Consider the following 26,992-nt stretch of genomic DNA (forward strand, 5'->3'; position numbering starts at 1 on the left):
AGGCGAAATTGGGGGTGTCAGCTATTAATGCATTCATTAAATAAATTTTGTCTTAGTGTACTCTTTTGCAATATTGGAAAAGTGCTAAAACGACCATTTCCGAGGAACTCGGAAAAGCGGGAGGGAGGAAAGTTTAGCGAGCCGGCGGTGGGTCATGCGTTCGGTAGCATTAAACTTTCTTGATTTTTTGTTTCATTTTGATTAAGCAAAAAGAAAGAGAAGAAAGATGATAATGCCCACAGATTCTAAATTAATTCATTCGATATTGTAATCTCAAGCAAAAACCTTTTCCAAAATTTAGTACTTTGGAAAAGTTGCATGAAAAGTATTTACCCCCCCCCCACTATTTGAATACATATATTCTTTAATTTCTTGAAGTTCGCTTTTCAATGATTTTATTTCTTTATGCAGGTCAGCTATTTCAATTTCATCAGTTTTGGCTTCCTCTGATTGAATTGACTGAAGCAAATCAATGTAATTTAATCTTAATATTTGACAGATTTGAAATAAATCGTTCAGTAAGATGTCAGACTTACCATTTTCAATTCTATTAAATTTACTTTGGCTGATTCCTATTCTATCCGCTATAAATTGTTGGCTATAGCCTTTTTTAAGACGTATATTGCGGATGTAATCTCCTATAGACATGACTTTAAGGTTTTAGTTGTGATTATTTAAATATAAATAATTTTATTTAAAAATAAATAAAAGGCATAAGATGATTTTAGTTATTTGTGTATGTTTAACTAATAAATCTTATAATTATGAAAAATTTGAGTATTGAAAAAATGGAGCAAGTTGAGGGTGGATGGTCATGGGTTGGATGTGCTGCAGGTGCCGCAGCTTCCTCGGTATCAGGCATTGCAGGTAGTGCTGCTGGAGTAGGAGCAGCATTTGGCCCAGCAGGTGCAGCCGCTGGCTATTTTGGTGCTTTAGCATTTGCATGTGTAGTTGGAGGGAGTATTTAAAAATTATATGCGTTTATACTAAAAGTATAGACGCATTTATTTGTTTCAAAAAATTGATGAAAAAAGTTATTACTTTTTTAAATTACTATTTTATTAATTTAGTTCGTTCAAAAGAAAAACAAATACCGATAGGGTTTGTTTTTTTAGGCAGACCTGGTGTGTGGTTCTTTAATCATTTCCCTTTTGATTTAGTAGTATATTTACTAATTGCGTTCTTTTTACTATTATTTTGTTTTGGTTTAGGTACAGAACTCTTAGAAGAATCCAATTATAATATTGATCCTTTATTTTTACCAATCTCTGGCTTTATTAGTGTCTTATTGGTATTTGATTATATCATGTCAGAAAAGACTTTCTTTAATCGATGTAAATATTTGGATTTAGTTTTTGTGAATAAACTAGACAAGCTTAAATATAAGATTGCAAATGAACTTTTTGGAGGTAAGTTAATTAGTCTGATATTATTTTTATTACTGACAATTTATTATTTTAAGTTGTCTAATACTTTCCAAGCATACTTGTTTTTAGTAAGCGTATACCTTCTATACAATTCTTTTTACTTGTTGTTTGTGGATTTTTATTTAAAAAATAAAAACCTTGCTGTAGTTTTATTTTTTTTATTACAAATAGGTGTTATACTCTATGCTAATGTCGGTACTAATAATGATATTTTTGGAGCGTTATTAAAAATCGAAGTTGTGTTTAACAACTTGCTTCATAATTTTATTTATGTTTTTGTATTATTTTCAATCTTAGTTTTTTCATTTCAGTTTGTAATTAATTATAAAAAGCTAAGCCTGTAGTGATTTCTTATTTTAAAATATTACATTCTAAGTTCATTGTAATAAATTTATCACTTTTATTAGTGCTTTACCTTTTGTTTTCTTTTCAGTTAATCAATCTACAGATCTTAACAGCGAATAAATTCTCTCTTTTTTCTGCTTTGCAAATATATTTTTTACGAAAACCAAATAAAGTGTGGAACTTTAAATATTTCAGTTTAATATCAATAAGAAAAATTTTTCATGCCTATTTGACAACTTATATACCTTTATTTATTGTATTTACAATACTTAATTTAACAAGTTATAGAGGGGTTAATTTTATGATTCTTGAATTAATATTTTTAGTATTAATTATTTATATGTGTTCAATAATGGTAAGTTTAAATGTTGGTAAATTTATTTATTATGTTGTAACAACAGTTATTTATTCTATTCTTTCAATAATATTATGGAAATTTTAACAAAAGACTTAGATATCTTTTATCCACCTAAAACAGTTTTGAAAAAAATTAACATTCATTTGCCAGAAGGTATTAATATAATTGTTGGTAAAAATGGGAGTGGTAAGTCTACTTTTTTAAAATTTTTTGCTGGTCTTATTAAACATTATAATGGAACATTTAAATATAGGGGATTAAATAACTTTGAAGGAATTAAAAAGGACTTTGGTTTTCAATTTGGGGAGGAATTTCTTACGCTAAATCTTAAAGTTAGTGAAATGACTAGATTTTGTGGAAAACTACATGGAATTGATAATATAACTTTAGGAAAACGGATAACTGCCCTAATTGATTTTTTTGAATTAGAAGATAAAGAAATTCAATTTTTGTCGTACGGAAATAAGAAGAAATTGTTAATAGCCTTAGCTATGTTAAATAAACCAAAAGGATTAATACTTGATGAGCCTTTTGAAGGATTAGACTTTGTAATGAAAAAGAAACTTTTGGAATATCTTTTGGCTAGTAATTTTGAAAACATTATTCTTTCAACTAATGATTTAAATATAGCTAAAAGTATTACTTCCTCTCTATTTCTAATTAATACAGATGGTAGCATTTTAAAGACTGAAATTTCTGATATTTCAAATTTAAATATTGACCAATAATTATTATAGATAGAAAATTAAAAGATTGAATAAAATTAAAGCAACATATCTATATTTATTTTTGATTTTAATTAGTAGCATTATTAATTATGTTCTTCAATCATACATTATTAATGACAATATATATATATTGATTATTTTCAAAATCAATTAGGTTATGAGCGCATTCTTAAAATGGTTAACGAACAGAAAAAATGGGCATGGTTAAACTATGCTCTGATGCCCGTGATTTACCTTATTAAATTTTCCCTCATTACTTTTTGGATTCTATGCGGGACTATTATTGCAGGATTTAAAATAAGCTTTAAATCGATTTTCAAAGTAGTTTTAGTGGCAGAGTTTGTGTGGCTTCTTCCATCATTTATATTAATAATATGGTTTGGCCTTTTTGAAACGTCCTATACCTTTAGTGATGTACAATATTTTGCACCCCTTTCATTACTTAATCTTTTTGATGCCTCCCAATTAGACTCATGGCTCATTTTTCCTTTGAAATCCCTAAATCTATTTGAAGTTATTTATCTCTTAGCATTAGCTCTAGGAATCAAAAAGATCATGAAAAAAGATTATGATTCTGCTTTGAAGTTCACACTGCCTGTTTATGGGTCGGCATTAGTAGTTTGGATATTATTTGTCACATTTCTGTCAATTAACCTTGGAGCCTAATGAAAAAGAAACTTCTTATCATTTTCGGGCTATTAGTGATTGGTCTTTTATCTTGGATGGGCTATTCAAGTATTCAAAAATTAGATCAGAAAAGTAAATCGGAAGCGATTATTCAAAACCTCAGTTCCTTGACCAATAATCTGGGATTTAAAGTAGCAAATACTGACCAACCTACCATTTTCATGTATTTCAACAGTGATTGTCATTTTTGCCAATGGGAAATGGAGCAAATTGAAAAGAATATTGAGAAGTTTCAAAACTATCAGTTGCTATTGGCCTCTTTTGAACCTAAAAATGAAGCGATTGATTTTCTTCAGCAATACAAGCTTGCAGAACATTATGTGGAAGTTAATCCTGATTCATTGACAAGCACTATGATTGGTGGTGTACCACAAACTTTTATATACGAAAATGGGTCGTTAAAAAAGCATTTCAAAGGTGAAGTGAAAATTGAAGCGATTTTAGAAGTCTTGGAATGAAGGAATAAGTACAAGCTTTTCCAAAGTTTAGAACTTTGGAAAAGTTGATAAAGAAGTATTTAAACGAACCTAACCAATGTTAAAAAAACTCAACCAATATTTCGTTCAGCAACACGGCCAATCGGATTGTGGGCCTGCTTGTTTGGCTTCTATCATCAAATTTCATGATGGGGAACATAGTTTGGATGAAGTCAGAAGAATAACAGGGACAACTCAAATAGGCACTAAATTATTAGGGCTATTTCAAGGAGCAAATGATTTGGGTTTTGATGTAGAAGGATTAGAAGCTGAATCCATTGAAAATTTAAGGGAACTCGATTCTCCTGCTATTCTACATGTGATTCTGGAAAATAGATTACAGCACTATATTGTTTTTTATGGTTTTCAGGGAGATCAATTAATGATCAATGATCCGGGTAGGGGGGTAGAACTATGGTCAAAAGAAAAACTAGAAAAAGTTTGGCAATCCAAAGCTTTGCTAAAGCTGTCACCCAATCAAAAGTTTGAAAAAGTAAAGTCCAAAAAGAAAAAATATGAGAATCTGCTGAGTTGGGTAAAGGAAGATCTGAATATTCTATTAGCCGCACTCTTTTTAGGTATTTTAATCGCTATTTTTTCATTGGCCACTGCCATTTTTAGCCAAAAACTGATTGACGTTATTCTACCCACCAAAGAAGTCAGCAAACTCATCATAGGACTGGTTTTATTTGCCTTGATTTTATTGATTAAGATGGGGTTAAGCTATGTGCGATCTACATTTTTGATTACACAAAGCAAGGATTTTAACAATAGAATGATAAGGTCTTTTTTTCAATCCCTTTTAAATATTCCCAAACCCTTCTTCGATTCCAAAAAAACAGGGGATATGGTAGCAAGGATGAATGATACAAGACGCATTCAATCTTCTATCAGCAATCTGATTGGTAATCTTTTAATAGAGTTTTTGGTCATTATCATTTCACTGATTGGGGTTTTTGTTTATTCATGGCAAGTAGGGTTAATTGTTTCTATTTTTATACCTCTTTATGGGTTGATCCTATGGCGATTGAATAAACCGATCATTAATGCCCAAAAAGATGTGATGAGTGCTTATGCGCTCAATGAAGGAAACTACATAGATGTGATTACAGGCATAGCAGAAGTAAAGACAACAGGAACTATCAATCTTTTTCATAAGGGTACTACCTTTTTATATAAAAACTTTCAAGAGCAGATATTCAAATTGGGTAAAATTCAAGTAAAGTTTGGGTTGCTAACTGAGTTAGCTGGGATATTACTGGTAGTAGGGGTAATATCTTTAGCCTCCTTTTTAGTATTGAGAGGAGATTTATTAATTGGTTCTTTGGTGGCTTTATTATCCCTTTCAGGTTCTATAGGCCCTTCTTTAACCAAAATTGCCCTGTTTAATATTCAGTTTCAGGAAGCGAAAGTAGCTTTCAACAGAATGGAAGAGTTTACAGGAATAAAAACGGAAGATAAAGGGGAAAAGGAAATTGAAATTCAAAAGATAAATAATTTAACTGTTGAAAATTTAAATTTTCATTATCCCGGTTCATTAAATTTATTGAACCAAATCAATATGAATATTGAAAAGGGAAAAATAACTACCCTTTTGGGAGAAAGCGGTGCAGGAAAAAGCACAATCTTTCAATTGGTTCAAAGATTTTATGCACCATCGGAAGGATTCATAAAAATAGACGGGAATTCAATTAATGATTTAGACTTAGAAGGGTATCGAAAATTAATAGGAGTCGTCCCTCAAGACATTAAGATTTTCAATAATTATTTACTTTTCAATATTTGTTTGAGCGATGATCCTGCAGAATTAGAGCATGTAGTGAAATGGTGTAAAGAATTTGGCTTTGATCGCTTCTTTGGAAAATTTCCTCAAGGCTATTTGACATTGCTAGGAGAAGAAGGAGCCAATATTTCTGGTGGTCAAAAGCAGTTGGTAGGATTAGCCAGGGCACTCTACCGCAATCCACAATTATTGTTGATTGACGAAGGTACATCCGCTATGGATAGAAATACAGAACAGTTTATTCTAAATCTATTACAGCAATTGAAAAAGGAGAAGGCTATTTTATTTGTAAGTCACAGAATGAGAGTTGCTGGTTTCTCTGACTACATCTACATATTGGAAAATGGCAGTATTACAAGTCAAGGAGAACCGCAAGCTTTAATAAAAGAAGAGAACTTCTTTAGCGAATCTGTTAATTAGTTGGCCTTTTGAGGTGAATAAGTAGACGACTTTAACATTTTAACGTTTCTGTGGTTCATACTAAACTACTTTTTAACCTAAAGAGACCATGCAGAATTCCACCTTTGTAAAACTTCTACTCCTTATCGTTTCCTTTGGCATCTTTTTGTTCAATTCTACCTACGGTATTATATCTGTAATAGTGATGCAGGGAACTATATTTTTACTAGAGTACAGGAAAAGAAAACTCAAAGAGTGATTCATTGAGGAACATATTCAGGTATAGCATTTTATTGATTTAGTTTAATTAATATTTTTCAGTAAATTGATTTCAACCTTTAAAATTACCAACTCCCTATATGAAAGTTTTATTCATAGCATTCCTGTTTTTATTTTTCAATTCAACACTATTAAAGTCACAAAATCCTAAGCCCGAATACAAAGAAATCAGTGGAGTTCTATTATCCAAGGCTGACTCATCCACTATTCCCTTTGCTAATATCCACTTAAAAGGCACCATGATGGGTGCTCATTCCAATGAAGCAGGACAATTTAGCTTTCGCTTTCCACTAAAAGAAAAGTATGATACTCTAGTGATTTCAAGCATTGGCTACGAGGATTTGGAATTGCTGGCCTCCAATTTAAAAAGTCAAGAGTTGAATTACTATTTAAGCCCAGAAGAGGGGATGCTTGAAGAAGTAATAGTGAAGCCGACAAAAGATACACTTCGGGCTATTGTAGGTGAGGCCATAAAGAGAATTCCATTTAATTATTCTCGCAGGTCATTTCTATTGAAAGGTTTTTACCGCGAAATGGTAGTGAGGAACAATAGCTATGTTCGTTTACTAGAGGCAGCAGTTTCCGTGCAGGATAATGGTTTTGATTTACCCTACAATCGCTTAAAAATCCGACTGGACGAATTGAAAAAAAGCGAGGATTATATCGACTACAGTTTCTTTGAAACAGTTTATAAATACTTCATGGGTGGCGATGAAAACAACTTGTACAAATCTTTTGATTTTGACTATATCAGAGGCTACAATACAACAGAAAACTACCAATATTTAAAAGGATATTATGATCGTTTTGATTTTGAGTTGGATTCAGTAATTCAATCCGATAATGGAGCTGTTTATGTATTAGATTACTACTCTCCCACCTTCCATCTTGGTGGTCTCCAAACTTTTGGAAAAATATATATCAATTCAACCGATTATGGCATTGTTAAACTAGAATTTAATCACCAATTCTTTCCTGTAGAAGACTCCAATGAAGCCAGATTTAATAAGGATCAAGAGAAATTGTTTTTGAAAAATGTTTATAAACAATCCAGTGTGGTTTACCGAAAAATTGGTAAAAAGTATTATTTGAGTTATATAAAATGGAAGGCCCCGGTAAGAGATGCTTGGCAAACCGAAACAGAGGATGGGAAACAGAAGTGCAGTTTTATGATGCCGCTTTTTACGTAACGGATGTAAAAACCAGAAGAAGAGACTTTAAAAGAATTAAGTATAAAGAGTCAATGGCGGTGGATGAGGATTTATTTGATGTTGAAACACCTTATAATGAAGAATTTTGGAATAATTTTAACTCAGTGATAATTGATCCGAAGCTCAAAAAAGCTAAAGAGGATATTGAACAACTGGAAAGCAATTGAAATTTATTAACTTTAGACCATGAAAAACAAGAGTGCTTATTTAAGATTACTGATTATAATTGGAGTTTTCACATTGTTTCTGCTAAAGGTATATAATCTCTGGTATTATCTGCCTTTTTTAGTTTCATCATTCTATTTAGCGTATCGCGATTCAAAAAAATCGAAGGACAGAGGGAGTTTCGTCCTCACGACAGTTGCGGTCACCTTATTTTTGGGTGTAATTGTTATATTCCGCTTCTTTATGTAATACTTTGTGAGAAATAGCCAGTTCTTAGATCATAAAGCAATCATGACCAATATCTTTAATTTCCGTCCCATTTTTTCCTAACTTGCCTTACAGCCAAATTTTTTAATTGACATGAAGCAAAAAGTAGCGTTAGTTTTAGGAAGTGGTGGCGCCAGAGGAGTTGCCCACATTGGCGTAATTGAAGCATTGGAGGAAAATGGATTTGAGATTTCGTCTATCTCAGGATCAAGTATGGGCGCTGTAATTGGCGGACTGTACGCGGCTGGAAAAATGCAAGAATATAAAGACTGGGTGACTCATTTCGACAAAATTGATGTTTTCAAACTATTAGATTTTACTTTAAGCTTTCAAGGTATTGTGCGGGGAGAAAAAGTATTTAAAGAGATGCGAAAACTCCTGGGCGAATTTAAAATAGAAGATTTTCCAATCCCATTTACAGCTGTGGCGTCCAATATTAGAACCCAGAGAGAGATACTCTTTTCAGAAGGGAATTTAATGGATGCTTTGCGTGCTTCTTGTGCCATTCCCACCGTATTAACACCAGTGTACCAAGATAATGAAGAAATAGTGGATGGAGGCGTGCTCAATCCCATACCTCTAAATCGGGTAAAACGTACCCAAGGAGATATTTTGATTGCTGTAGATGTAAATGCGGCTATTCCTTTTGAGAAGAAAGTGGCGGTAACTGCTGAAGAAGTGAAGCAGGATGAAAAAAATAAACAGTTTTTGGAAGAATTTGCAACCCGGATAAAGAAGTATTGGCCGATGAATAATGGGAAAGAGGTTAGTTCGACTCCCAAGAAGCTAGGCTATTTTGATTTGCTAAATAGATCTATAGACTTAATGCAGGAAAAAATGACCAATTTGCAAATGGAAATCATCAAGCCGGATATGTTGGTTCAGATTTCGAGAAACTCATGCGGTACTTTTGAATTTTACAGAAGTAATGAGCTGGTAGAGATAGGTAAAACTGCATTTGAAAAGTCTTACAGGCAATATAATAATGGATTGGAAACAACTGAATAGAGAACTAGGGAACATTGACCTCTACTGGCTCGATTTTATTCTGAAGGGATATTTACCAGAGGATGCCAAGGTATTAGATGCAGGTTGTGGCGAGGGTCGAAACCTTACTTACTGCCTTCAAAATGGCATGGACGTTTTTGGAATCGATGAAAACCCAGAAGCCATTCAGTTTTTAAAACTAGTGGCAAAGCAGTATAAAATTCAAGATATAGAAGCCAGGTTTCACGTGATGAAACTAGATAAAATTCTTTTTCCGGATGAAACCTTTGATGTGATCATTTGCAGCGCAGTACTGCATTTTGCTAAAAACTATGAGCATTTTCACAAGATGATTTTGGAATTAGTGCGATTGTTGAAACCCGATGGAAAAATTTTCATTCGGAGCATGACCGATCGCTATCTAGCTGAAGGAACTGTTGAGATCAATCAAAATGTTTATCAGTTTCCAAATGAACAAATTCGATTTGCTGTTAATGCCGAAGCACTTATAGGGTTTTTAACGGATTTGGGTTTAGAACTCATAGAGCCCTATAAGGAAGTAGTGGTGCAAAATCGGCATACAATGGGGACGTTCATTCTACAAAAGCAATAATAAAATTGTTTGAAATTTATTACATCTAAATTAGCTCCACAATTCGCCTTTTTTATTGTTTAAAATCTTGTAATAAAAATTTATTACCCAAATTTTGGTAAAATAATACATCAAACGTAATCTGTTACGTCTTACGTAATTAAAAATATTTCGAAAAATAAGTATATTTACTGATTGTCAGTATGAAAAAACGCTCATTTCGAAATATTATACTGGGTGAAACGCCCCACATAAAATCTGAAGGAGACTACCGTAAAGCGCTACTTGTCGGTGTTTGTTGTTTAATTCTTTCATTTATTAGCACGGTCAATGGGCTGCTTAATATTTTTTTATGGGATATTTCACTAACACCATCATTCATGGTAGGTATTTTTGGCGGTATTTTCGGGTTTCTGTTAAACCGCTTTGGGAAGTATGAACTAGCAAAACATAGTTTGCTTCTGATTGCCATTTTCTTTGTGTTTATTTTTATGAGCAATGAAGGAAAGTATTATGGTTCACAACTTTACCTATTTCCGATCTTGGTCGCATCCATCACGCTATTTGGCTACAAAAAAGTCAAAATTTGGCTTTTTTATGGACTTATTGCCTTTGCATGTTTTGCAATCAGTGAATTTACGGCATATAAAATTGTCACAGTCGATACCATAAATGAAGCAAAAGAGGACAAAATATATTTCCTGAACTATTTTTTCACCTTTCTTGGGCTTATAGTTGTGATTTATTTTCAAGTGAAATTACAGCATAAATCCGAGCAAAAGATACTGGAGCAAGACCGTAAACTTAAGGAGAGCGAGGAAAGATTTCGCTTGGCCGTTGAGGGTACTAACGCTGGAATATGGGATTGGGAAAATATCAATAGGGATCAACAATGGTGGTCACCTAAGTTGTACGAATTGCTGGGCTACAATCCCAAAGAATTTTCACCTGACCAATCTAGTTTTAAAAACTTGTTGGCTGAAAAATCAGACTACCCCCGATTGGTAAACGATTTTAAAAGACACCTTCAAACAAAAGAACCGTTTTCTGTTGAATACAAACTTAAGTGTAAAGATGGAAGCTATCGTTGGTTCCATGGTTCGGGTCAAGCCAAGTGGTCTATTGATCAAAAACCGGTGCGAATGGTGGGCTTCCTCGTTGATATTACAGATAAAAAATTAAAAGAGGAAGAAATTAAAGAAAAGAATCAGCTCTTGGAACAAACCAATGCTGAGTTGGATAGATTCGTTTATAGTGTTTCTCACGATTTGAGAGCACCCCTAAACTCCATTCAAGGTTTGATTAATATAGGTGATACGACTGAAGATAGCCAAGAGTTAAAGCAGTTACTTGGCATGATGAAGAATAGAGTGAAAAAGCTTTATACATTCATAGATGAAATTATCAGCTTTGCTCGTAACACACGAACAGATATTATCAAGGAAGGTGTAAATCTTTATGATCTGGTAAAGGAAACTTTTGAAAATACTCAATATCGAGAGCTATCTGCAGATATTGATTTCAGAATGAGTATAAGTGAGAATACCGTTGTAAAAACTGATAAAGGACGACTACGAGTAGTGCTAAACAATTTGGTGGATAATGCAATTAAATATCATCGTCATGCAAGTCCAGGAAAATATGTGGCCGTCCAAACCGAGGATTTAGGTAACGAAATTTTAATTAAAGTAGTCGATAACGGACAAGGTATTCCTGCAGAGGCACAACCAAAAATATTTGACATGTTTTTTCGAGCATCAGAAAACTCTAAAGGTTCTGGCTTAGGCTTATATATTGTGAAGGACATGGTAGAAAGATTAGGTGGAAACATAAACTTACAATCAGAAAAGGGAGAAGGAACTACTTTTACAATAAAATTACCTAAAACTTAAAATTTCAAAGAATCCTTTCTTATCCACAATTGATTTAATTTATCTTTGCGGCATGGCAAAGAAAGAACAAACTCCCGAAAATACACTTTTTAGAGATATCATAGCTCACGCTAAAGAATATGGTTTTGTTTATCCTTCAAGCGAAATTTATGAAGGTTTGCAAGCAGTATATGACTATGGGCCCTATGGAGCAGAATTGAAGAAAAACATCAAGGAATTATGGTGGAATACCATGACTCGATTTAATGATAATATTGTTGGTTTGGATTCAGCGATTTTTATGCATTCCGATACTTGGAAAGCCTCTGGCCATATCGAAAGTTTCAATGATCCAATGATTGATAATAAAGATTCCAAAAAAAGATACAGAGCGGATGTCTTGTTGGAAGATAAAGCAGCAAAGTATGAGAACTCGGGTCAGCAAGAAAAGGCCGATGAATTATTGAAGAAAACAGGCCAGCTCCTTGAAGCAGAAGATTTGGAAGCTGTTCGTGAGCTAATCATTTCTGAGGATGTAAAATGCCCTATTTCAGGTACCTCAAATTGGACGGAAGTTCGACAGTTCAACCTGATGTTCTCCACTCAAATAGGAAGCGTTTCAGATGGTTCGGGTAAAATTTATTTACGACCTGAAACAGCCCAAGGGATATTTGTTAATTTCCTAAATGTTCAAAAGACGGCCAGAATGAAGGTGCCTTTCGGAATTGCACAAATTGGAAAGGCCTTCAGAAATGAGATTGTTGCACGCCAATTTATTTTCAGAATGCGTGAATTCGAGCAAATGGAGCTGCAATTTTTTGTTCGCCCCGGAGAGGAAATGGGTTGGTATGAAAAATGGAGGGATATGCGGGTAAAATGGCACAAAGCTATCGGTATTGCAGATGAAGATTTAAGGTTGCATGAACATGAAAAGCTTGCGCATTATGCCAATGCAGCTGTTGATATAGAATATAAATTTCCTTTTGGGTTTAAAGAAGTTGAGGGAATTCACAGTCGGACAGATTTCGATTTGAAAAGCCATCAAGAAGTTTCTAAAAAGAAGCTGCAGTATTTTGATCCTGAACTAGGAAAAAATTATATTCCCTATGTAGTAGAAACTTCAGTTGGTGCCGATAGGTTGTTTTTAATGTTGTTTTGTAGTGCTTTTAAAAATGAAGAGATTGGCGAAGGAGATAATATCAAAAAAAGGACTTATCTTAAATTGCATCCGGCTCTTGCGCCTGTGAAAGCAGCAATATTACCATTAACGAAAAAAGATGGATTAGCTGAAAAAGGTCAGGAAATCTATAAGTCCTTGAAAGGAGCATTTAATGTTGTCTATGAAGAAGCTGCTTCTATTGGTAAGCGTTATACTCGTCAAGATTTGATAGGAACGCCATTCTGTATTGCAGTTGACCATCAAACTTTAGAGGATGAAACCGTGACCATAAGACATAGGGATAGCACTGAGCAAGAAAGAATGCCGATTGCTGAATTAGAATCATACATTGCAAAAGCGAGTTCCTTTAATAGGATTTATGAGCTTTTGTAGAGGTGTTATTCTTAATAGATTTTATCTATTTTCATATGTAAACAATCAATTTAGTTAATTGTAACCTATTCGTAATTTTGTGGTTCATTTAGGTATAAGTAATTAAACGAATTTAAATAATGATAGAATTAGCAGAAGATAAATTACAAGAGATAGTAGATGAAAATGATATGGTAATGGTGCAGTATGGTGCGACATGGTGCGGAAATTGCAAAATTACTAAGCCCAAATTCAAAAGATTAGCTGGGGAGAATGAAAGCGTAAAATTTGTTTATGTTGATGCCGAAAAATTACCAAATTCAAGATCATTGGCAGAAGTTAAAAATCTACCAACTTTTGCCGGTTTTAAAAACGGTAAATTAGTAAATTCAATATCAGGAAATAAGCCAAGCATTATAACAGATTTATTAGATGAGGTTACCAATAATTAAGCACGTAGTAGAATTCATCGAAAAAAACGATGAGGATTATGTTGTGGAAAGTATGGATCTGCTCGAGGATTTAATTGAAGCGAAAGGAATTAAAGATGAGGAGCTAGAAGTAATAGGTGAGTTGCTTTCAAATTTTTCAGGTGCTCTTGAAGTTCATAAAGATATTAGATCAGGAACCGATAAGAAAGAAGCATTAAATGGATTTATGAAACGAGTAATGGGATCCATAGATGGATGATTGAATAGCTTCTTTAGTGAGCTTATTAAAAGCACAGGCTCTTTTGAGGCTGTGCTTTTTTGTTTTTAGATGCTAGTTTAGCATAAAGGAATAGTTATAATTGAATGCCTGCATAACTATTATTTTGATATCCTTTCTCTAATAAGTAGTATTTTGTCGATAAAAGTATTTGTTTTACAGAATATTACTTCCTAATTATAAAAGGTTTAATTACTTTACAAATTGGACACTAAAATGAAACTATGAAGAAGCTTCTATTTAACTCGTTTTTTATGGTCCCCATGTTCTTTATTGGATTTGTATCCAGTGCACAGTATACAGGGGATTCCTTTGCTAAAGCAAAACAGACGAAAACAGCTAATCTAACTTATGTATATTCTGAATCACCTGGTTTTGCCGCTGAAATTAGCGGAAATGTTCAAGGTGTTTGTGTGGATGTAATGAGCGATTTTGAATTTTACTTACTAGATAATTATGGTATTACGGTAAACTCCAAAATGGAAAAAGCTCATGCAAATAATTTTACAGCTTATTTAAACGCAGTAAAAAAATCATCAAATGGTGTTTTTGGCTTAAGCAATACTACTATAACTCAAAAAAGAAAAGCAGAATATAACTTCAGTCCGCCATATATCACTAATATCGGCATGATGTTAAGTAATAGTGCACTTCCCACGCTCAATGACATGAGTAAAATTGCTGATGTTTTTGCTGGTAAAAAGGCGGTTACAGTTAAAGGCTCTACTAATGAAGATCAAATTTTAAAGATAAAGAGTAAATATTATCCTAGTCTTACAATAGAGTATGTTAATTCATTTGATGAAGTATTGGCAAAGATTGTGAATAGCACAGATTATTTCACCAATATTGATTTTACGTACTATTTAGATGCGACAAAATCCAAAAAACCTATTAAAAGACATCCGGCTGGAGATCAAACGGCCGAAGAGTTTGGAATTGTAATGCCTAAGAATAGCGATTGGGATAAGCCATTTGAAGAATTCTTGACGGAATCCTATAGGACTAGTCCAAGTTATAGGAAAATTATTGCTGAACATTTAGGTAGGAATGCACTGCAGTTGCTAGATGCAGTTGTGCAAGAGTAGATGGTAAAAGTAAAAAGCCTCCCACTTTTCAGTGTAGAGGCTTTTACTTACCAAAACATCAACCATTCACTATGAATTAAACTATGTCTTATAAATCCTAAATGTTAGGATTTAGTTCCTTTTCTTTAATAAATATTTTCTGAGATTTATAATCCATCAATAAATCTACATTTCTCATAGCTACAGGATCAATGTTATCTTTTTGAAAGCTGTGCAATAACTCACCTTCTGTACTATAAATTAAAACGTCAGGCTCTTCTTCAATCACGTCATTGATGAAGAATGACTCTGCCATTTCTGCTTTTACTTCTTTGATTAATTTTGGATCGATTGAAACCGATTCTTTACTTGCATATGCATTGCTGAATACAAGTGCTATTACTAAAGTTACTATTACCCTTTTCATTTTATTTTGTTTTAGGTTCTTTTGATTTCAGGACGCAGAATATTATCGATAAGTTGCACCGAGATCACAAAAAATAATTCGGTTAATGTAATTTATATGTAAGATTTATTACTTTAATCAAGTTTTAGTTATTAAAAATAATATTTTGTTGATGCAATTAAAAACCTAATAATATTTGGATCTATGAGGGCTCTTGTAATCTAATAATATATTTTTTGCAACGCTACATATCGTTTATTTGCGAAGATTGGATGTAAATCCTTTCAGGGGGCAATATTAATAAGTATTTGAATATCAGCGTAAAGCACACTCTGTCTCTGTTCTTAAATGGTAGATGGTTGAATTGAAATAGGATTTAAACAAGACGTCTAAAAGTTGCACCTTCTTTATGATGCTTAGTCTCCTGTTTTGGAGTACCTAGTGAACTTGTCTTTGTACACTTTCAAGAAGAGATTTCTGGTATTATTTTGCCATTTTAAGAGTTAGAAAATTTTTCAGCTTATGTAAGAATAAATGCATCTTAAAACTAATTCAGATGACATAGAAGATATTAAACCTAATATTTTTAAATGAGTTATAACAGGGTCTAGTTTTTAACTTTAAAGATTTATGGATAAGCCCAATTCATTTAAAATTCCTAATACTAATCAAAAGCGAATTATAATCGTAGGTGGAGGTTTTGCTGGCATCACGATGGCCAAGAAGTTTGCTGGCAAAGATGTGCAAATTGTTCTTTTGGACAGGCATAATTATCACACCTTCCAGCCCTTATTATACCAGGTGGCAACAGCTGGTCTCGAGCCCGATTCGATAGCAGGGCCCTTACGTAAGTTACTTGAAAATCACAGGAATATATATTTTCGAATGGCTACTGTATCTAAAATTGATCAGCAGGAGAATAAGATCATTAGTAATGTTGGCGAATTGGAATACGATTATCTGATAATTGCTGCGGGCTCAAAAACGAATTTCTTTGGTCAGAACGAGAAATTCGAAAAAGCCTTCCCGCTCAAGCAAATCCCACAGGCTTTAGATTTTAGAAGTCACATACTGCAAAATTTTGAAGAGGCAGTTTTAAGTTCCGATGAGGCTAAAATTGAGAGCTTAATGAATATTGTTATTGTGGGTGGGGGTCTCACAGGCGTAGAACTTGCTGGGGCTTTGGGTGAGTTAAAGAAGCACGTTTTACCTAACGATTATCCAGATTTGGATTTTAATAGATTAAACATTTACCTAGTAGAAGGCATGGGAAGGCTTTTAGGTGGAATGTCTGATTTCGCAGATAGGAAAGCCCAAAAATATCTTAAAAAATTTGAGGTGAATGTAAAGCTCAACACTATGGTTAATAGCTACGATGGTGAAAAAGTAGAGTTCAGTAATGGTGAAACACTTCCTGCTGCTACGCTGCTCTGGGGGGCTGGTGTAATGGGAAATGTTATAGAAGGACTTTCAGAAGAAAGCGTTTCAAATAGCAGGTACCAGGTCGACAGATACAATCTGGTAAAAGGAACACAAAATATTTATGCAGTGGGAGATATTGCTTTAATGCAAACAGAGGATTTTCCAAAGGGACACCCCATGTTGGCGCCAGTTGCCATGCAACAAGGAGATAGATTAGCTAAAAACATTTTGGCAGCAATGAAGGGGAATGAACAGAAACCTTTTAAATATTTAGATAAGGGAAGTATGGCTACTGTGGGTAGAAATAAAGCTGTGGTCGATCTTCCTAAAAACTTGCATTTTGGAGGCTTTTTCGCGTGGTTTATCTGGATGTTTGTACACCTTATCTCTATAGTTGGGTTCAGGAATAAAATCGTTATCTTAAGTAATTGGATTTGGAATTATTTTACCTACGATCGAGGTACTCGCTTAATTATTAGGCCATTTGTGCCAAAGGTTAAGAGTCAGAAAGATAAAAAGAAGGTAGCATGATTTGACAGACGGTTTCTTTAATCTATAAAAAGGGGCTTATTTTGTACCAAATTATTGGTTACATATTTTTTAACCTAAGCACGGAATGAACAAAAAGGCACTGTATTGGACGCTTCAGATAGTTGGCTGGACTGCTTATGGCTTATTGAATATTTATTTGGCATATTTGGGTGAAAGGCTGTCTTCGCAACAAGCCACGGGCCAACTTATCTTGGTTCCTTTTTATATTAGTATTACTCATTTATATAGAAATTTCATTATCAGCAACGGATGGTTAAAAATAATCATTCAAAAACTGGTCGTAAGAGTAATTATTGCTTGTTTGATTTTAAGTATTATCAATTATGCCTTCTTATTTGGCATCTCCTCTATATTAGGCTTGCTGGATCCCGCCTTTGATTTGAACCCTATCGTAATTTTTCTCAGTATATTGGCTAACCTAATTCTGTATTTTTTATGGTCGCTGGTTTATTTTATGTATCACTATGTGGAGAATTATAATCGGTCATTAAAATATGATGCAGCTATGAATGAAATTGAGTTGAACAACCTTAAATCTCAATTAAATCCTCATTTTATCTTCAATGCATTAAACAGTGTTAGGGCATTGGTAGATGAAGATCCAGCCAAAGCAAAGAATTCTATCACTCAACTTTCCAATATTTTGAGAAACTCTCTAATTTTGGATAAAAAAAGATTGATTAATTTTAACGATGAGTTAAACACCGTTATAGATTTCTTGGCGTTGGAGAAGATCAGATATGAGGAGAGATTGACAACTGAATTTATAATTCACCCAGATTCTTATAAATATCAAGTTCCTCCGCTAATGATTCAAACTTTGGTGGAGAATGGTATTAAGCACGGAATTTCTAACTTAACTTACGGTGGGAAACTTTCAATAGAAACGCAGTTGGACAATAAAAAATGCTTGAATATCTTTATCAGAAATTCAGGAAGCTTTAAATTGGATAAAAGAAGAAAGAACAAGGGGTTTGGTTTGGAAAACACAAAGCAGCGGTTGAAATTGATTTTTGATAATGAAGCCTCGTTTAATATCAAAAACGAATCGGAAGGAAATGTATTAACAACTGTGAAGATCCCACAAGTTAATTATTGAATTTTTAATTTATAAACATGAAGGTATTAATAATAGATGATGAAAGGCTCGCTAGAAAAGAATTAAGCACTTTATTAGCAGAATACAAAGATATTGAAATCTTGGGCGAGGCAGCCAATGCGGATGAAGCTGAAGAAATGATTGACAAGCTAAACCCTGACTTGATTTTTTTAGATATTCAGATGCCTGGTAAAACTGGTTTTGAGTTGTTGGAAACCTTGGAAAAAACCCCGAAAGTCATATTTACCACAGCTTATGATGAATATGCTTTGAAAGCTTTTGAGTTTAATGCTTTAGATTACCTTTTAAAGCCAATTGAACCAAAAAGACTAACCGAATCTATAAATAAAATCCGCAAGGAAGTAGAAGCACAAGCCGAAAGACAAAAAAGTAATAACCAGTTGACTGTAAACGATCAGGTTTTCGTAAAGGACGGGGACAATTGCTGGTTTGTAAGATTAAAAGATGTTCGCTTATTCGAATCTGACGGAAACTACATTAAAGTTTATTTTGATAAGAATAAACCAATGATTCATAAATCATTAAATGCATTGGATGAGAAATTGGACAATAAGCATTTCTTTAGAGTAAGCCGGAAACATATCATCAATTTAGAATGGATAGATGAAATTGAAACTTGGTTTAATGGAGGCTTGATGGTAAAATTAAAAGGAGGAGATAAGGTTGAAGTAAGCCGAAGACAAGCCACTAAGTTTAAAGATTTGATGAGCCTTTAATTGACCAGAAATAAATCCGAAGCCAATTTATCGGCTAAAAGTCTACCTTTTAGGGTAAGTCTTAAAATATCATCCTCTAAAGTGCAAAGTCCAGTATTTTTCCAATGCTCAATTTGTGGCTTTGCATTTTTTACTAGATCATAATTCAATTCATTAGCTAGAAATTTCAAATTACACCCTTCAGATGTCCTTAAGGAAGTCATCAAATATTCGTTGATTCGATCTTCCTGTGTCAAGATATCTAATTGAGCAGGGATTTCATTGGACTGTAAAGCCTTCAAGTATTTTCCATTACTAGAGACATTGAACTGTCTGTTTTTTCCGTCATATGAATGAGCCGATGGCCCAATCCCCAAATAAGACTTTTGTTCCCAATAGCTGCTATTATGTTTGGAGTGAAACCCTTTTTTCGCAAAGTTTGACACCTCGTAATGTTCATATCCTGAATTTGTCAGGTATTGTGATAAATATAGAAATTGCTCTGATGAATAATCTTCCGAAGCTTCATTGAGCTTTCCTTTTTGCTGCCACCTACCAAATACAGTATTAGGCTCAATCGTTAAACAATAGGAAGAAATATGAGGTGGTTGAAAACCAACCAGACTTTTTAAATCTTTTTCCCAAGTCTCGTGTGTTGAATTGGGGATTCCATAAATCAAATCTAAACTGAAATTATCGAAGTCACTTTTCTTTATCAATTCTAAACACCGGAAAGCTTCTTGACTATTGTGTGCTCTATTCATCCATTTTAATACTTCTTGGTCAAAGGATTGAATACCCACACTTAATCGGTTAATTCCATTTTGATAAAGGATTTCCAGCTTGTCTTGAGTGATATCATCAGGATTGGCCTCAAATGTAATTTCGGCATCAAATGCGATATTATGAAACCTATTTAAATAGTTGAAGATAGATTTTAGATGAGTTTCATCTAGAAGCGAAGGCGTTCCCCCGCCAAAATAAATGGATCGGATTAATTCTCCATTCAGATATTCTTGTTGAAGTTCAATTTCTTTACAAATTGCTTCTACCATATCATTTTTAATTGCCATATTGGTGGAAAAATGGAAATCACAGTAAAAGCACGCCTGCTTACAAAAGGGAATATGTATGTATATACCTGCCAAAATTAACGCAAATTTAAACCGAATTTTACAGAAGTCCCTCCTGTTTTCATTTCTATATTTTTCAACCTTCTCTTTTGCATATTCTCAAAATTCCAGCGACAGTCTTTTACAACAAAGGAATAAAATTCAAGATTCCCTCATAAGATCCGGTTTTTGGGAAGCTAAAGTCGTAATTGACCAGAACAACGACTTGCAAATAGAGAAAGGTAGGCCTTATTTCTGGAAGCCTATTCAAGTCTATAATGGTCAAATACCCATTGCTGTCCAAAATGTAGAGAAACTGAGCGGTAAAATTGCTAATCAATACGTGCTTAATAAGAAATTAAGGAATTACGTCCGGATGAATTATCATCGGAAAGGATTTCCACTTGCTAAAGCGAATTTAAGCATTAGCAGTTTAGACGAAAATCAAGTTGAAGCGATTGTCAGGATTAACCCACAAAATTTTATTGTCTATGACAGTCTCGAAATTGATGGAGATAGTCGGGCCGTTAATGTTCCATATTTAAGCAATCTACTAAGTTTACGCTATAATGAACCATTCGATATTAAAGCATATAATGCGATCGGAAATCAAATAGATCAAATCCAGTATTTACGATTAGCCTCTTCTCCGACTCTTTCATTTGCTAATAATAAAGCCAAGATCCAAGTAAATTTACAAAAGGTGAAAAGCAATCAATTTGATGCAATTATTGGGCTGATTCCTGAAGGGAATCGGACGAATCTAACAGGACAAGTGGATGCGCGATTAAGGAATTTGTTCAAGAGAGGTGTAGGATTGGATGTATTCTGGCAGAAGTATTCAGCTAATTCTCAAATTTTAAATACCAGTTTTCGTCAATCCCACGCTTTCAAAAGTCCATTGGGCCTAAATTTTGGGTTTGAGCTTTTGCAAGAAGACAGCACATTTCTTCAAACTGATTTACAATTAGGAGTGCAATATTTTATATGGAGTAATTTCAGTATTGGTATGGCCTATCAACGGCTCAGTAATAATATTCTTAGGGGATTTTCCGAGGAGGAAATTTCAAACCTTAATCCTTTGAGAAGTTCTAACACGAATGCTGTTCTCATTAATTTTTATTGGAGAAATGAATTAACGTATCCGCAATTAAGCAACTATTCCTTTGCTACCCTTAATTTTGGTTTTGGTAACAAGAAAATTACGAATTTCTCGGCATTACCTACTGCTTGGCAAAATGTTCCAGAAGTTAGCAATAGCTTTAGTACTGGCATTAAGTTGCATTTTCAGAGAGTGTTAGGAAAGCGAATATTATTAGAAGCTGTCCCACAATATGCGATCATCAAAAACCCGGCATTGTCTCAAAATGACTTACTGCGCTTAGGCGGGTTGCAAAACCTTCGAGGGTTTGACAGAAATTTCTTCTATTCCCGTTATTATGGACTTCTAAATTTGAATTACAGATACTTTTTAGATCAAAGATCTAGTTTTTTCTTACTTACAGACCTTGCAAAATTACCGAAGAATATAGATTGGGTCTATGCCTTTGGTGCTGGGGTAGACGTCAAAAGCCAAAATGGTTGGTTCAGGATAATTTATGCTTTAGGAAATCAGTTGGGAAATAAGCCTGAATTTTCTCAAGGAAAGGTGCATTTTGGTTATATTGCAGTCTTTTAATTTATAAGAGGTTCTCAGCTTATAATCATAGCTAGACTCAGATTGAGAAGTAGAAAAATCATATGTTTTAATCAGTATGTCATTAATTAACAGGCTAATTTATTTGTTGTCAGTTTCAATCTTACTTTCCTGTGTGCAAGAAAATAAGATGCAAGAGGATGACTCAGCTGTAAGTGATAGTGAGTTACGCGTGTGGCACCAAGCCGATACCTTAACAAATATAGATGAATGGCCCTCCGACACTCTCAAACAAATAACATTAGATCTTCAAAATTTCTCAGAATCAATTTTAGAGGTTAGTTCTGATGCTCCGACCTATTTATTTTCCGGGGAAAAGTTAATAGAAAAGTCTGAAAATAATTTTCTGAAGTATTCATTTAAGTCGGTACCAACAGAACAAATTAATATAAGCTGGGATGAAAAGCTGCAAAACATGAGTTTTGGTGTTTATTCAATTGAAAACCCTGACACTAAATTGGATTATCAAGGTCTTGAAAATTCATCTCGGGAGAACAAATGGATCTCTGACAATATTTTGTTGATATTATTGATTGGCGCTTCACTGTTTATGGTAATTGTCAAAGCGAATTACGATAAGCGTTACCTTAATATTTTATCCATTAGTAAGATATTTACCTTCCGCTTGAAAGAAGGAGATCAGTCTCGCATCAGAATAATGGACCAGGACAATTTGGTATTTGCAGGATTGTATGTTTTTTTAACAGCGGGCTTAATTTATTTCTTGATAATGGGCAAGGGTATTAGTTTTCTTGAGATAGAATCAAATGGAATACTGGCCTTTATAAAAATTATATCTATAATCTCTATTGGCTTAATTGGAAAGGTGATTTTAGTTGCAGTTGCCTCAAATTTGTTTGGAAATAATAGAATATCGGCCTTTTACATAAAAGAATTGTTAAATATCAATCTATTTTTCGTCAATGTTCTGTTCTTTACTTCAATTCTAATTTATCTATATGTTGGGTCAATCCCTTCAATTTGGTTAACTATAGCCATTTATGGAATAGTAGCTCTTTATCTTGCTAGGTTAATATTAATATATTTTAAAATATTAAAATTAAGCAGCTTCTCTAATCTCTATTTATTTTCTTACTTTTGCACCACAGAAATATTCCCATTTTTAATTGGACTTAAATATTTCATTTGATTAAACTTTTCAAAGTAGACTTATTAGTATGTCAACAAGTGTAAAAGACCGATTTTATCCGGTAAAGAGTATCATGGTTTCACAACCTGAGCCGGCAGACATTTCAAACTCTCCGTATCATAAATTGGCGGACAAGTACAAGATCAAGATTGATTTCAGACAATTTATCAAAGTTGATCCTATCGATTCGAAGGAATTTAGGAAGCAAAAAATTGATATCCTGAAACATACTGCTATTATATTTACTAGTAGAAATGCAGTTGATCATTTCTTTAGGATATGTAAAGACAGTAAGGTGGAAATGCCACCTGAGATGAAATATTTTTGTATTTCGGAACAAACCGCAAATTACCTTCAAAAATATATAGTGGTACGAAAGCGAAAAGTTTTCGTGGGAGAGAGAACCGCACAGGATATTTTGAACGTAATTAAGAAGCATAAGAACGAAAAATATTTGTTTCCTTGTTCTAATATCAGAAAGGATGACATTCCATCTTTTATGAATAAGAATGGCTATAATTTCACGGAAGCGACTATCTATAAGACTGTTGCGGCTGATTTATCAGACCTGGAACATATTACATATGATATTTTAGCGTTCTTTAGTCCCTCAGGAATTAATTCATTATTTGTGAACTTCCCTGAGTTCAAACAAAATAAAACAAGGATTGCTGTTTTTGGTCCTACTACTGCTCAGGCAGCGAGAGATGCTGGTTTAATTATAGATATTGAAGCACCATTACCAAACGCACCTTCCATGACAGGAGCATTGGAACTTTATATAAAAAAAGCTAATGGGCTTAAGTAGTTGATTTAAAGTGGATTAAATATATTTAATTCTATAATAACTTTAAATTAATTACATAAAAGCTTGAACAAAAGTTATTTTTATTATATTTATCCTTCTAAAGTGTTGAGGATATGAAAAAAACATTACAATTATTGAGCGTAATCTTCTTGACAGTGGGCATTTTTAATGTCCAAGGTCAAGATGTGCAGTTCTCTCATTACATGTTTAATAATCTTTTTAATAACCCGGCTTACTCGGGAGTAGAAGGTTATACAAAATTAACGGCAATGCACAGGACGCAGTGGGCAGGTTACGCTCCTTCAAACGGTCCTGTCGGTGGTATTAATTCCCAATTAATCTCATTAACGTCTCCAATCATGAGATATAATAGTGGGTTTGGGTTTTATGTCTTAAACGATGATATTGCCAATCAGAATTTTATTCAGGTGCAAGCATCTGGAGCCTATCATTTGGGGATCAAAGATTCTAAATTAAGTATTGGTTTCAGAGGAGGCGTTATTACCCAAAATATTAATAAGGACGGGTACATTGTAATAGATCCTGATGACCCAAACATCAATAATATACAACCGACCCAAGTTCGCCCTGATTTTTCAATTGGGGTAAATTTTCAACATAAGGATTTTTATGTGGGGGCTGCTCTCAACCATTTAATAGAGGCAGAATTTGGATTTGGGTCAGATGCCATAAGAAATCCATATCCAAAGGATTTAATAGTAACGGGTGGTTATACCTTTCCGATAAATTACGACATTAGTTTAACGCCAAGTTTTTTAGTAAGAACTACTGAATTTAGTTCTTACACTTTTGATGTTTCTGCAGTTGCTACCTACAAAGAAAAAATTTGGGGTGGACTTTCCTTCAGACAGCAGGAAGCTGCTATTGTGATGTTGGGGTATAGCTTCTTTAAAGAAAACACATTAAAACTAGGTTATGCTTTCGATTATACCCTTGTAGCACAAAGCGCAAAGAGCACCACTTCACATGAAATTATGTTGAGTTATAGGTTGCCTGCTATATCTACATCGGGAAAAAAGGTGGTGCGAACGCCAAGATTTAGACATTAATCGTAAAATACTTGCAGAATAAAACTTTTTTGTGAAAATTGTAGAGATATTTCTATAAAATATTTAAAATACAATAAAACCTTACAATTTGAGGTTTTATTATTAAGGTGTAAAGAATATATTTAATAATTGTCAATATATTAGCGTTTAGTTAGAAACAAATAGGTGTTATGAATAATAAAGGTGTTTTGAAAAAATTAACCCTATCAATTTTGTTTGTTGCTACTCTTTTCCTTGAAGGCTGTGGTCTTTTTGGAGGTGGTGCTGGCGATGGAGGTAATTTGGTAGGTGTTCCCGGTAGAGAAGGGTGGTATATGGCTACTCCTTATGGTATGAGAGCAGTTCCAGCCGGAACTTTTCATATGGGACAAGCTGACGAAGATGTGGCAGCAAGTCAAATTAATTTTAACAGACAGGTTACAATTGGTGGGTTTTATATGGATGAAACTGAAATTACCAATAATGAGTACCGTCAGTTTATTCAAAGAATGATGGAGGACTCAGCCTCTACTCTTGGCAGGGACTACATAATGAAGGAGCTATACCCTGACACAACAGTGTGGATGAAGGATTTCACTAATCATATGGGAGATCCAATGCAGGAGTATTATTATATGCACCCTGCTTTCGATGATTATCCCGTTGTTGGTGTGGATTGGGAAGCTGCTAAAGTTTTTTCTGAATGGAGAACAGACTATTTGAATTCTTATAGAGAATCATTGGGTGAGTTTCCAATGCCTGCTTTTCGTTTGCCTTCAGAAGCTGAATGGGAATACGCAGCTAGAGGAGGTAGAGATATGGCCAAGTACCCTTGGGGTAATCCTTATATAAGAAATGCGAAAGGATGTATGTTAGCTAACTTTAAACCAGGTAGAGGGAATTATTATGATGATGGAAACGCTTATACTGCAGAAGTAATGTCTTATTTCCCGAACGATTTTGGTTTATTTGATATGTCGGGTAACGTTGCTGAATGGTGTGAGGATGCCTTTAATCCTGCATCAGTTCCTTTGGTTTGGGATTTAAATCCAACATTTTTTGATGAAAGCGAACCTAGAAAAGTTATTAGGGGAGGTTCATGGAAAGACATTGCTTTTTATCTTGAAACAGGTACTAGAGCATTCGAACATAAAGATTCAACAAGAGCTTATATAGGATTTAGATGTGCAATGACTTACCTTGGCAGGTCATCAGGTGCAGAATTTTAATTGACTTTTTAAAAAAATAAAACAATATTTAGACATTAACCATAAAAAACTACAAACATGAGTAATAAAAAAGGCGGATTTCAGGAGTTATTATTCAAGACCATAATGCCTAAGGTGTATGGTATTGGTGCGGCAATCGTAATTATCGGTGCCATGTTTAAGATTCTTCACCTTCCAGGTGCATCTTTTATGTTGGGTGTTGGTTTAAGTACTGAGGCCATAATTTTCTTATTGAGTGCATTTGAACCTGCACATGACGAAGTTGATTGGAGTAAAGTATATCCAGAGTTGGCGGAAGAATTTGATGAAGAACCAGCCCCAAGGAAAAAACAAATATCTTCTGTGTCTGGAGGTTCTGCTTCACAACAATTAGACAAGGTTTTGGAGGAAGGGAAAATTGGTCCAGAACTAATAAAGAGCTTAGGAGATGGAATGAAAAGCATGGCAGACTCTGCCAAACAAATGTCTAATTTAAGTAATGCAGCCGTTGCAACTAATGATTATGCTAACAACGTTAAGCAAGCTAGCAAGTCTTTATTAGAAATGAATAAATCTTATGACACTACTGTTAAAGCAATGTCTGAGATGTCAAACGCTTCGATGGATGCTAAATCGTATCATTCACAAGTACAAGCGGTAACCAAAAACTTGACGGCATTGAATCAAGTGTATGAGATGGAATTGCAAGATTCTCAAAACCATGTTAAAGCGATGAATAAGTTCTACAAGAATTTGTCAACTGCTTTAGATAGTATGACTGAGGCGAGTAAAGATACTGCACAGTTCCAAACAGAAGTTAAAAACTTAACAACTAATCTTTCTCAGTTAAATAAGGTATATGGCAATATGCTATCTGCTATGAAAGGTTAATT

General features: G+C 33.9%; 27 protein-coding genes. 24 read left to right on the forward strand and 3 right to left on the reverse strand.

The window, feature by feature from the left end; translation table 11 throughout:
• Positions 1 to 297: 297 nt before the first annotated feature.
• Positions 298 to 648 carry a helix-turn-helix domain-containing protein gene (locus Q3Y49_RS06380; protein WP_303271454.1) on the reverse strand — a complete coding sequence of 117 codons (351 nt, stop codon included), beginning with the start codon at positions 646 to 648 and terminating at the stop codon, positions 298 to 300.
• A 116-nt stretch (positions 649 to 764) separates the two neighbouring features.
• Between Q3Y49_RS06380 and Q3Y49_RS06385 the strand changes: the two genes are divergently transcribed.
• The 15 genes from Q3Y49_RS06385 (at position 765) to Q3Y49_RS06455 (ending at position 14,902) form a co-directional block, all read left to right on the forward strand.
• A complete protein-coding gene (locus Q3Y49_RS06385; RefSeq protein WP_303271455.1) occupies positions 765 to 968 on the forward strand; it encodes a hypothetical protein in 204 nt (67 codons plus the stop codon).
• A 56-nt stretch (positions 969 to 1,024) separates the two neighbouring features.
• On the forward strand, positions 1,025 to 1,771 hold the full coding sequence (locus tag Q3Y49_RS06390) for a hypothetical protein (protein WP_303271456.1): 747 nt from the start codon (positions 1,025 to 1,027) through the stop codon (positions 1,769 to 1,771).
• A 430-nt stretch (positions 1,772 to 2,201) separates the two neighbouring features.
• Positions 2,202 to 2,858, forward strand: a complete 657-nt coding sequence (locus Q3Y49_RS06395; protein WP_303271457.1) for an ATP-binding cassette domain-containing protein — start codon at positions 2,202 to 2,204, stop codon at positions 2,856 to 2,858.
• A 174-nt stretch (positions 2,859 to 3,032) separates the two neighbouring features.
• Complete coding sequence (locus Q3Y49_RS06400) at positions 3,033 to 3,524, forward strand: hypothetical protein (protein WP_303271458.1); 492 nt, start codon at positions 3,033 to 3,035, stop codon at positions 3,522 to 3,524.
• Positions 3,524 to 4,003 (forward strand): peroxiredoxin family protein, encoded by a 480-nt coding sequence (locus Q3Y49_RS06405; protein WP_303271459.1) that lies wholly within the window; start codon positions 3,524 to 3,526, stop codon positions 4,001 to 4,003. Before Q3Y49_RS06400 ends, Q3Y49_RS06405 begins: the two co-directional genes overlap by 1 nt.
• Positions 4,004 to 4,079: 76 nt before the next feature.
• A complete protein-coding gene (locus tag Q3Y49_RS06410) occupies positions 4,080 to 6,224 on the forward strand; it encodes a peptidase domain-containing ABC transporter (RefSeq protein WP_303271460.1) in 2,145 nt (714 codons plus the stop codon).
• A gap of 338 nt (positions 6,225 to 6,562) precedes the next feature.
• Entirely contained in the window at positions 6,563 to 7,672 is a 1,110-nt protein-coding gene (locus Q3Y49_RS06415) for a carboxypeptidase-like regulatory domain-containing protein (protein WP_303271461.1), read from the forward strand.
• Positions 7,642 to 7,860 carry a hypothetical protein gene (locus tag Q3Y49_RS06420; protein WP_303271462.1) on the forward strand — a complete coding sequence of 73 codons (219 nt, stop codon included), beginning with the start codon at positions 7,642 to 7,644 and terminating at the stop codon, positions 7,858 to 7,860. Before Q3Y49_RS06415 ends, Q3Y49_RS06420 begins: the two co-directional genes overlap by 31 nt.
• Positions 7,861 to 8,218: 358 nt before the next feature.
• Positions 8,219 to 9,133 carry a patatin-like phospholipase family protein gene (locus Q3Y49_RS06425; RefSeq protein ID WP_303271463.1) on the forward strand — a complete coding sequence of 305 codons (915 nt, stop codon included), beginning with the start codon at positions 8,219 to 8,221 and terminating at the stop codon, positions 9,131 to 9,133.
• Positions 9,111 to 9,725 carry a class I SAM-dependent methyltransferase gene (locus Q3Y49_RS06430; RefSeq protein ID WP_303271464.1) on the forward strand — a complete coding sequence of 205 codons (615 nt, stop codon included), beginning with the start codon at positions 9,111 to 9,113 and terminating at the stop codon, positions 9,723 to 9,725. Before Q3Y49_RS06425 ends, Q3Y49_RS06430 begins: the two co-directional genes overlap by 23 nt.
• A gap of 182 nt (positions 9,726 to 9,907) precedes the next feature.
• Positions 9,908 to 11,596: a sensor histidine kinase gene (locus Q3Y49_RS06435; protein ID WP_303271465.1), complete on the forward strand. Its 1,689-nt coding sequence runs from the start codon at positions 9,908 to 9,910 to the stop codon at positions 11,594 to 11,596.
• A 52-nt stretch (positions 11,597 to 11,648) separates the two neighbouring features.
• Complete coding sequence (locus Q3Y49_RS06440; RefSeq protein WP_303271466.1) at positions 11,649 to 13,127, forward strand: glycine--tRNA ligase; 1,479 nt, start codon at positions 11,649 to 11,651, stop codon at positions 13,125 to 13,127.
• Between the two features lie 119 nt (positions 13,128 to 13,246).
• Positions 13,247 to 13,558 (forward strand): thioredoxin family protein, encoded by a 312-nt coding sequence (locus tag Q3Y49_RS06445; protein WP_303271467.1) that lies wholly within the window; start codon positions 13,247 to 13,249, stop codon positions 13,556 to 13,558.
• Complete coding sequence (locus Q3Y49_RS06450) at positions 13,539 to 13,796, forward strand: DUF6952 family protein (protein WP_303271468.1); 258 nt, start codon at positions 13,539 to 13,541, stop codon at positions 13,794 to 13,796. Before Q3Y49_RS06445 ends, Q3Y49_RS06450 begins: the two co-directional genes overlap by 20 nt.
• Positions 13,797 to 14,038: 242 nt before the next feature.
• Positions 14,039 to 14,902 carry a substrate-binding periplasmic protein gene (locus Q3Y49_RS06455; protein WP_303271469.1) on the forward strand — a complete coding sequence of 288 codons (864 nt, stop codon included), beginning with the start codon at positions 14,039 to 14,041 and terminating at the stop codon, positions 14,900 to 14,902.
• Between the two features lie 97 nt (positions 14,903 to 14,999).
• On the opposite strand, the gene Q3Y49_RS06460 is transcribed toward Q3Y49_RS06455, so the two are convergent.
• Complete coding sequence (locus Q3Y49_RS06460; protein WP_303271470.1) at positions 15,000 to 15,308, reverse strand: hypothetical protein; 309 nt, start codon at positions 15,306 to 15,308, stop codon at positions 15,000 to 15,002.
• 609 nt (positions 15,309 to 15,917) lie between these two features.
• On the opposite strand from Q3Y49_RS06460, the gene Q3Y49_RS06465 reads away from it, so the two are divergent.
• The 3 genes from Q3Y49_RS06465 (at position 15,918) to Q3Y49_RS06475 (ending at position 19,097) form a co-directional block, all read left to right on the forward strand.
• Positions 15,918 to 17,240, forward strand: a complete 1,323-nt coding sequence (locus tag Q3Y49_RS06465) for an NAD(P)/FAD-dependent oxidoreductase (RefSeq protein WP_303271471.1) — start codon at positions 15,918 to 15,920, stop codon at positions 17,238 to 17,240.
• A gap of 85 nt (positions 17,241 to 17,325) precedes the next feature.
• On the forward strand, positions 17,326 to 18,360 hold the full coding sequence (locus Q3Y49_RS06470; RefSeq protein WP_303271472.1) for a sensor histidine kinase: 1,035 nt from the start codon (positions 17,326 to 17,328) through the stop codon (positions 18,358 to 18,360).
• 17 nt (positions 18,361 to 18,377) lie between these two features.
• Positions 18,378 to 19,097, forward strand: a complete 720-nt coding sequence (locus Q3Y49_RS06475; RefSeq protein WP_303271473.1) for a LytR/AlgR family response regulator transcription factor — start codon at positions 18,378 to 18,380, stop codon at positions 19,095 to 19,097.
• Here the strand turns inward: Q3Y49_RS06475 and hemW are convergent.
• Positions 19,094 to 20,224, reverse strand: coding sequence for a radical SAM family heme chaperone HemW (gene hemW / locus Q3Y49_RS06480; protein WP_303271474.1), 1,131 nt, complete (start codon positions 20,222 to 20,224; stop codon positions 19,094 to 19,096). The genes Q3Y49_RS06475 and hemW overlap by 4 nt on opposite strands.
• Between hemW and Q3Y49_RS06485 the strand changes: the two genes are divergently transcribed.
• The 6 genes from Q3Y49_RS06485 (at position 20,208) to porL (ending at position 26,990) form a co-directional block, all read left to right on the forward strand.
• On the forward strand, positions 20,208 to 21,866 hold the full coding sequence (locus Q3Y49_RS06485; RefSeq protein ID WP_303271475.1) for a BamA/TamA family outer membrane protein: 1,659 nt from the start codon (positions 20,208 to 20,210) through the stop codon (positions 21,864 to 21,866). The two genes, hemW and Q3Y49_RS06485, sit on opposite strands and share 17 nt — an antisense overlap.
• A gap of 76 nt (positions 21,867 to 21,942) precedes the next feature.
• A complete protein-coding gene (locus Q3Y49_RS06490; protein WP_303271476.1) occupies positions 21,943 to 23,034 on the forward strand; it encodes a DUF4271 domain-containing protein in 1,092 nt (363 codons plus the stop codon).
• Positions 23,035 to 23,062: 28 nt separating this feature from the next.
• Entirely contained in the window at positions 23,063 to 23,842 is a 780-nt protein-coding gene (locus Q3Y49_RS06495) for a uroporphyrinogen-III synthase (protein WP_303271477.1), read from the forward strand.
• A 113-nt stretch (positions 23,843 to 23,955) separates the two neighbouring features.
• Positions 23,956 to 24,912, forward strand: a complete 957-nt coding sequence (locus Q3Y49_RS06500; RefSeq protein WP_303271478.1) for a PorP/SprF family type IX secretion system membrane protein — start codon at positions 23,956 to 23,958, stop codon at positions 24,910 to 24,912.
• 170 nt (positions 24,913 to 25,082) lie between these two features.
• The gene (gene porK / locus Q3Y49_RS06505) at positions 25,083 to 26,120 is read left to right on the forward strand and encodes a T9SS ring complex lipoprotein PorK/GldK (protein ID WP_303271479.1); all 1,038 of its coding nucleotides are present in this window, start codon (positions 25,083 to 25,085) and stop codon (positions 26,118 to 26,120) included.
• A gap of 57 nt (positions 26,121 to 26,177) precedes the next feature.
• A complete protein-coding gene (porL, locus tag Q3Y49_RS06510; RefSeq protein WP_303271480.1) occupies positions 26,178 to 26,990 on the forward strand; it encodes a type IX secretion system motor protein PorL/GldL in 813 nt (270 codons plus the stop codon).
• Positions 26,991 to 26,992: the final 2 nt, after the last annotated feature.

Origin of the sequence: Marivirga harenae, from assembly GCF_030534335.1 — a bacterium.
Taxonomy (GTDB): domain Bacteria; phylum Bacteroidota; class Bacteroidia; order Cytophagales; family Cyclobacteriaceae; genus Marivirga; species Marivirga harenae.

What these genes read in the sequence shown, in the direction of transcription:
- Q3Y49_RS06380 (WP_303271454.1), bottom strand. Translation starts at nt 648, where the DNA reads ATGTCTATAGGAGATTACATCCGCAATATACGTCTTAAAAAAGGCTAT.
- Q3Y49_RS06385 (WP_303271455.1), top strand. Translation starts at nt 765, where the DNA reads ATGAAAAATTTGAGTATTGAAAAAATGGAGCAAGTTGAGGGTGGATGG.
- Q3Y49_RS06390 (WP_303271456.1), top strand. Translation starts at nt 1,025, where the DNA reads ATGAAAAAAGTTATTACTTTTTTAAATTACTATTTTATTAATTTAGTT.
- Q3Y49_RS06395 (WP_303271457.1), top strand. Translation starts at nt 2,202, where the DNA reads ATGGAAATTTTAACAAAAGACTTAGATATCTTTTATCCACCTAAAACA.
- Q3Y49_RS06400 (WP_303271458.1), top strand. Translation starts at nt 3,033, where the DNA reads ATGGTTAACGAACAGAAAAAATGGGCATGGTTAAACTATGCTCTGATG.
- Q3Y49_RS06405 (WP_303271459.1), top strand. Translation starts at nt 3,524, where the DNA reads ATGAAAAAGAAACTTCTTATCATTTTCGGGCTATTAGTGATTGGTCTT.
- Q3Y49_RS06410 (WP_303271460.1), top strand. Translation starts at nt 4,080, where the DNA reads ATGTTAAAAAAACTCAACCAATATTTCGTTCAGCAACACGGCCAATCG.
- Q3Y49_RS06415 (WP_303271461.1), top strand. Translation starts at nt 6,563, where the DNA reads ATGAAAGTTTTATTCATAGCATTCCTGTTTTTATTTTTCAATTCAACA.
- Q3Y49_RS06425 (WP_303271463.1), top strand. Translation starts at nt 8,219, where the DNA reads ATGAAGCAAAAAGTAGCGTTAGTTTTAGGAAGTGGTGGCGCCAGAGGA.
- Q3Y49_RS06430 (WP_303271464.1), top strand. Translation starts at nt 9,111, where the DNA reads ATGGATTGGAAACAACTGAATAGAGAACTAGGGAACATTGACCTCTAC.
- Q3Y49_RS06435 (WP_303271465.1), top strand. Translation starts at nt 9,908, where the DNA reads ATGAAAAAACGCTCATTTCGAAATATTATACTGGGTGAAACGCCCCAC.
- Q3Y49_RS06440 (WP_303271466.1), top strand. Translation starts at nt 11,649, where the DNA reads ATGGCAAAGAAAGAACAAACTCCCGAAAATACACTTTTTAGAGATATC.
- Q3Y49_RS06445 (WP_303271467.1), top strand. Translation starts at nt 13,247, where the DNA reads ATGATAGAATTAGCAGAAGATAAATTACAAGAGATAGTAGATGAAAAT.
- Q3Y49_RS06450 (WP_303271468.1), top strand. Translation starts at nt 13,539, where the DNA reads ATGAGGTTACCAATAATTAAGCACGTAGTAGAATTCATCGAAAAAAAC.
- Q3Y49_RS06455 (WP_303271469.1), top strand. Translation starts at nt 14,039, where the DNA reads ATGAAGAAGCTTCTATTTAACTCGTTTTTTATGGTCCCCATGTTCTTT.
- Q3Y49_RS06460 (WP_303271470.1), bottom strand. Translation starts at nt 15,308, where the DNA reads ATGAAAAGGGTAATAGTAACTTTAGTAATAGCACTTGTATTCAGCAAT.
- Q3Y49_RS06465 (WP_303271471.1), top strand. Translation starts at nt 15,918, where the DNA reads ATGGATAAGCCCAATTCATTTAAAATTCCTAATACTAATCAAAAGCGA.
- Q3Y49_RS06470 (WP_303271472.1), top strand. Translation starts at nt 17,326, where the DNA reads ATGAACAAAAAGGCACTGTATTGGACGCTTCAGATAGTTGGCTGGACT.
- Q3Y49_RS06475 (WP_303271473.1), top strand. Translation starts at nt 18,378, where the DNA reads ATGAAGGTATTAATAATAGATGATGAAAGGCTCGCTAGAAAAGAATTA.
- Q3Y49_RS06485 (WP_303271475.1), top strand. Translation starts at nt 20,208, where the DNA reads ATGTATATACCTGCCAAAATTAACGCAAATTTAAACCGAATTTTACAG.
- Q3Y49_RS06490 (WP_303271476.1), top strand. Translation starts at nt 21,943, where the DNA reads ATGTCATTAATTAACAGGCTAATTTATTTGTTGTCAGTTTCAATCTTA.
- Q3Y49_RS06495 (WP_303271477.1), top strand. Translation starts at nt 23,063, where the DNA reads ATGTCAACAAGTGTAAAAGACCGATTTTATCCGGTAAAGAGTATCATG.
- Q3Y49_RS06500 (WP_303271478.1), top strand. Translation starts at nt 23,956, where the DNA reads ATGAAAAAAACATTACAATTATTGAGCGTAATCTTCTTGACAGTGGGC.
- porK (WP_303271479.1), top strand. Translation starts at nt 25,083, where the DNA reads ATGAATAATAAAGGTGTTTTGAAAAAATTAACCCTATCAATTTTGTTT.
- porL (WP_303271480.1), top strand. Translation starts at nt 26,178, where the DNA reads ATGAGTAATAAAAAAGGCGGATTTCAGGAGTTATTATTCAAGACCATA.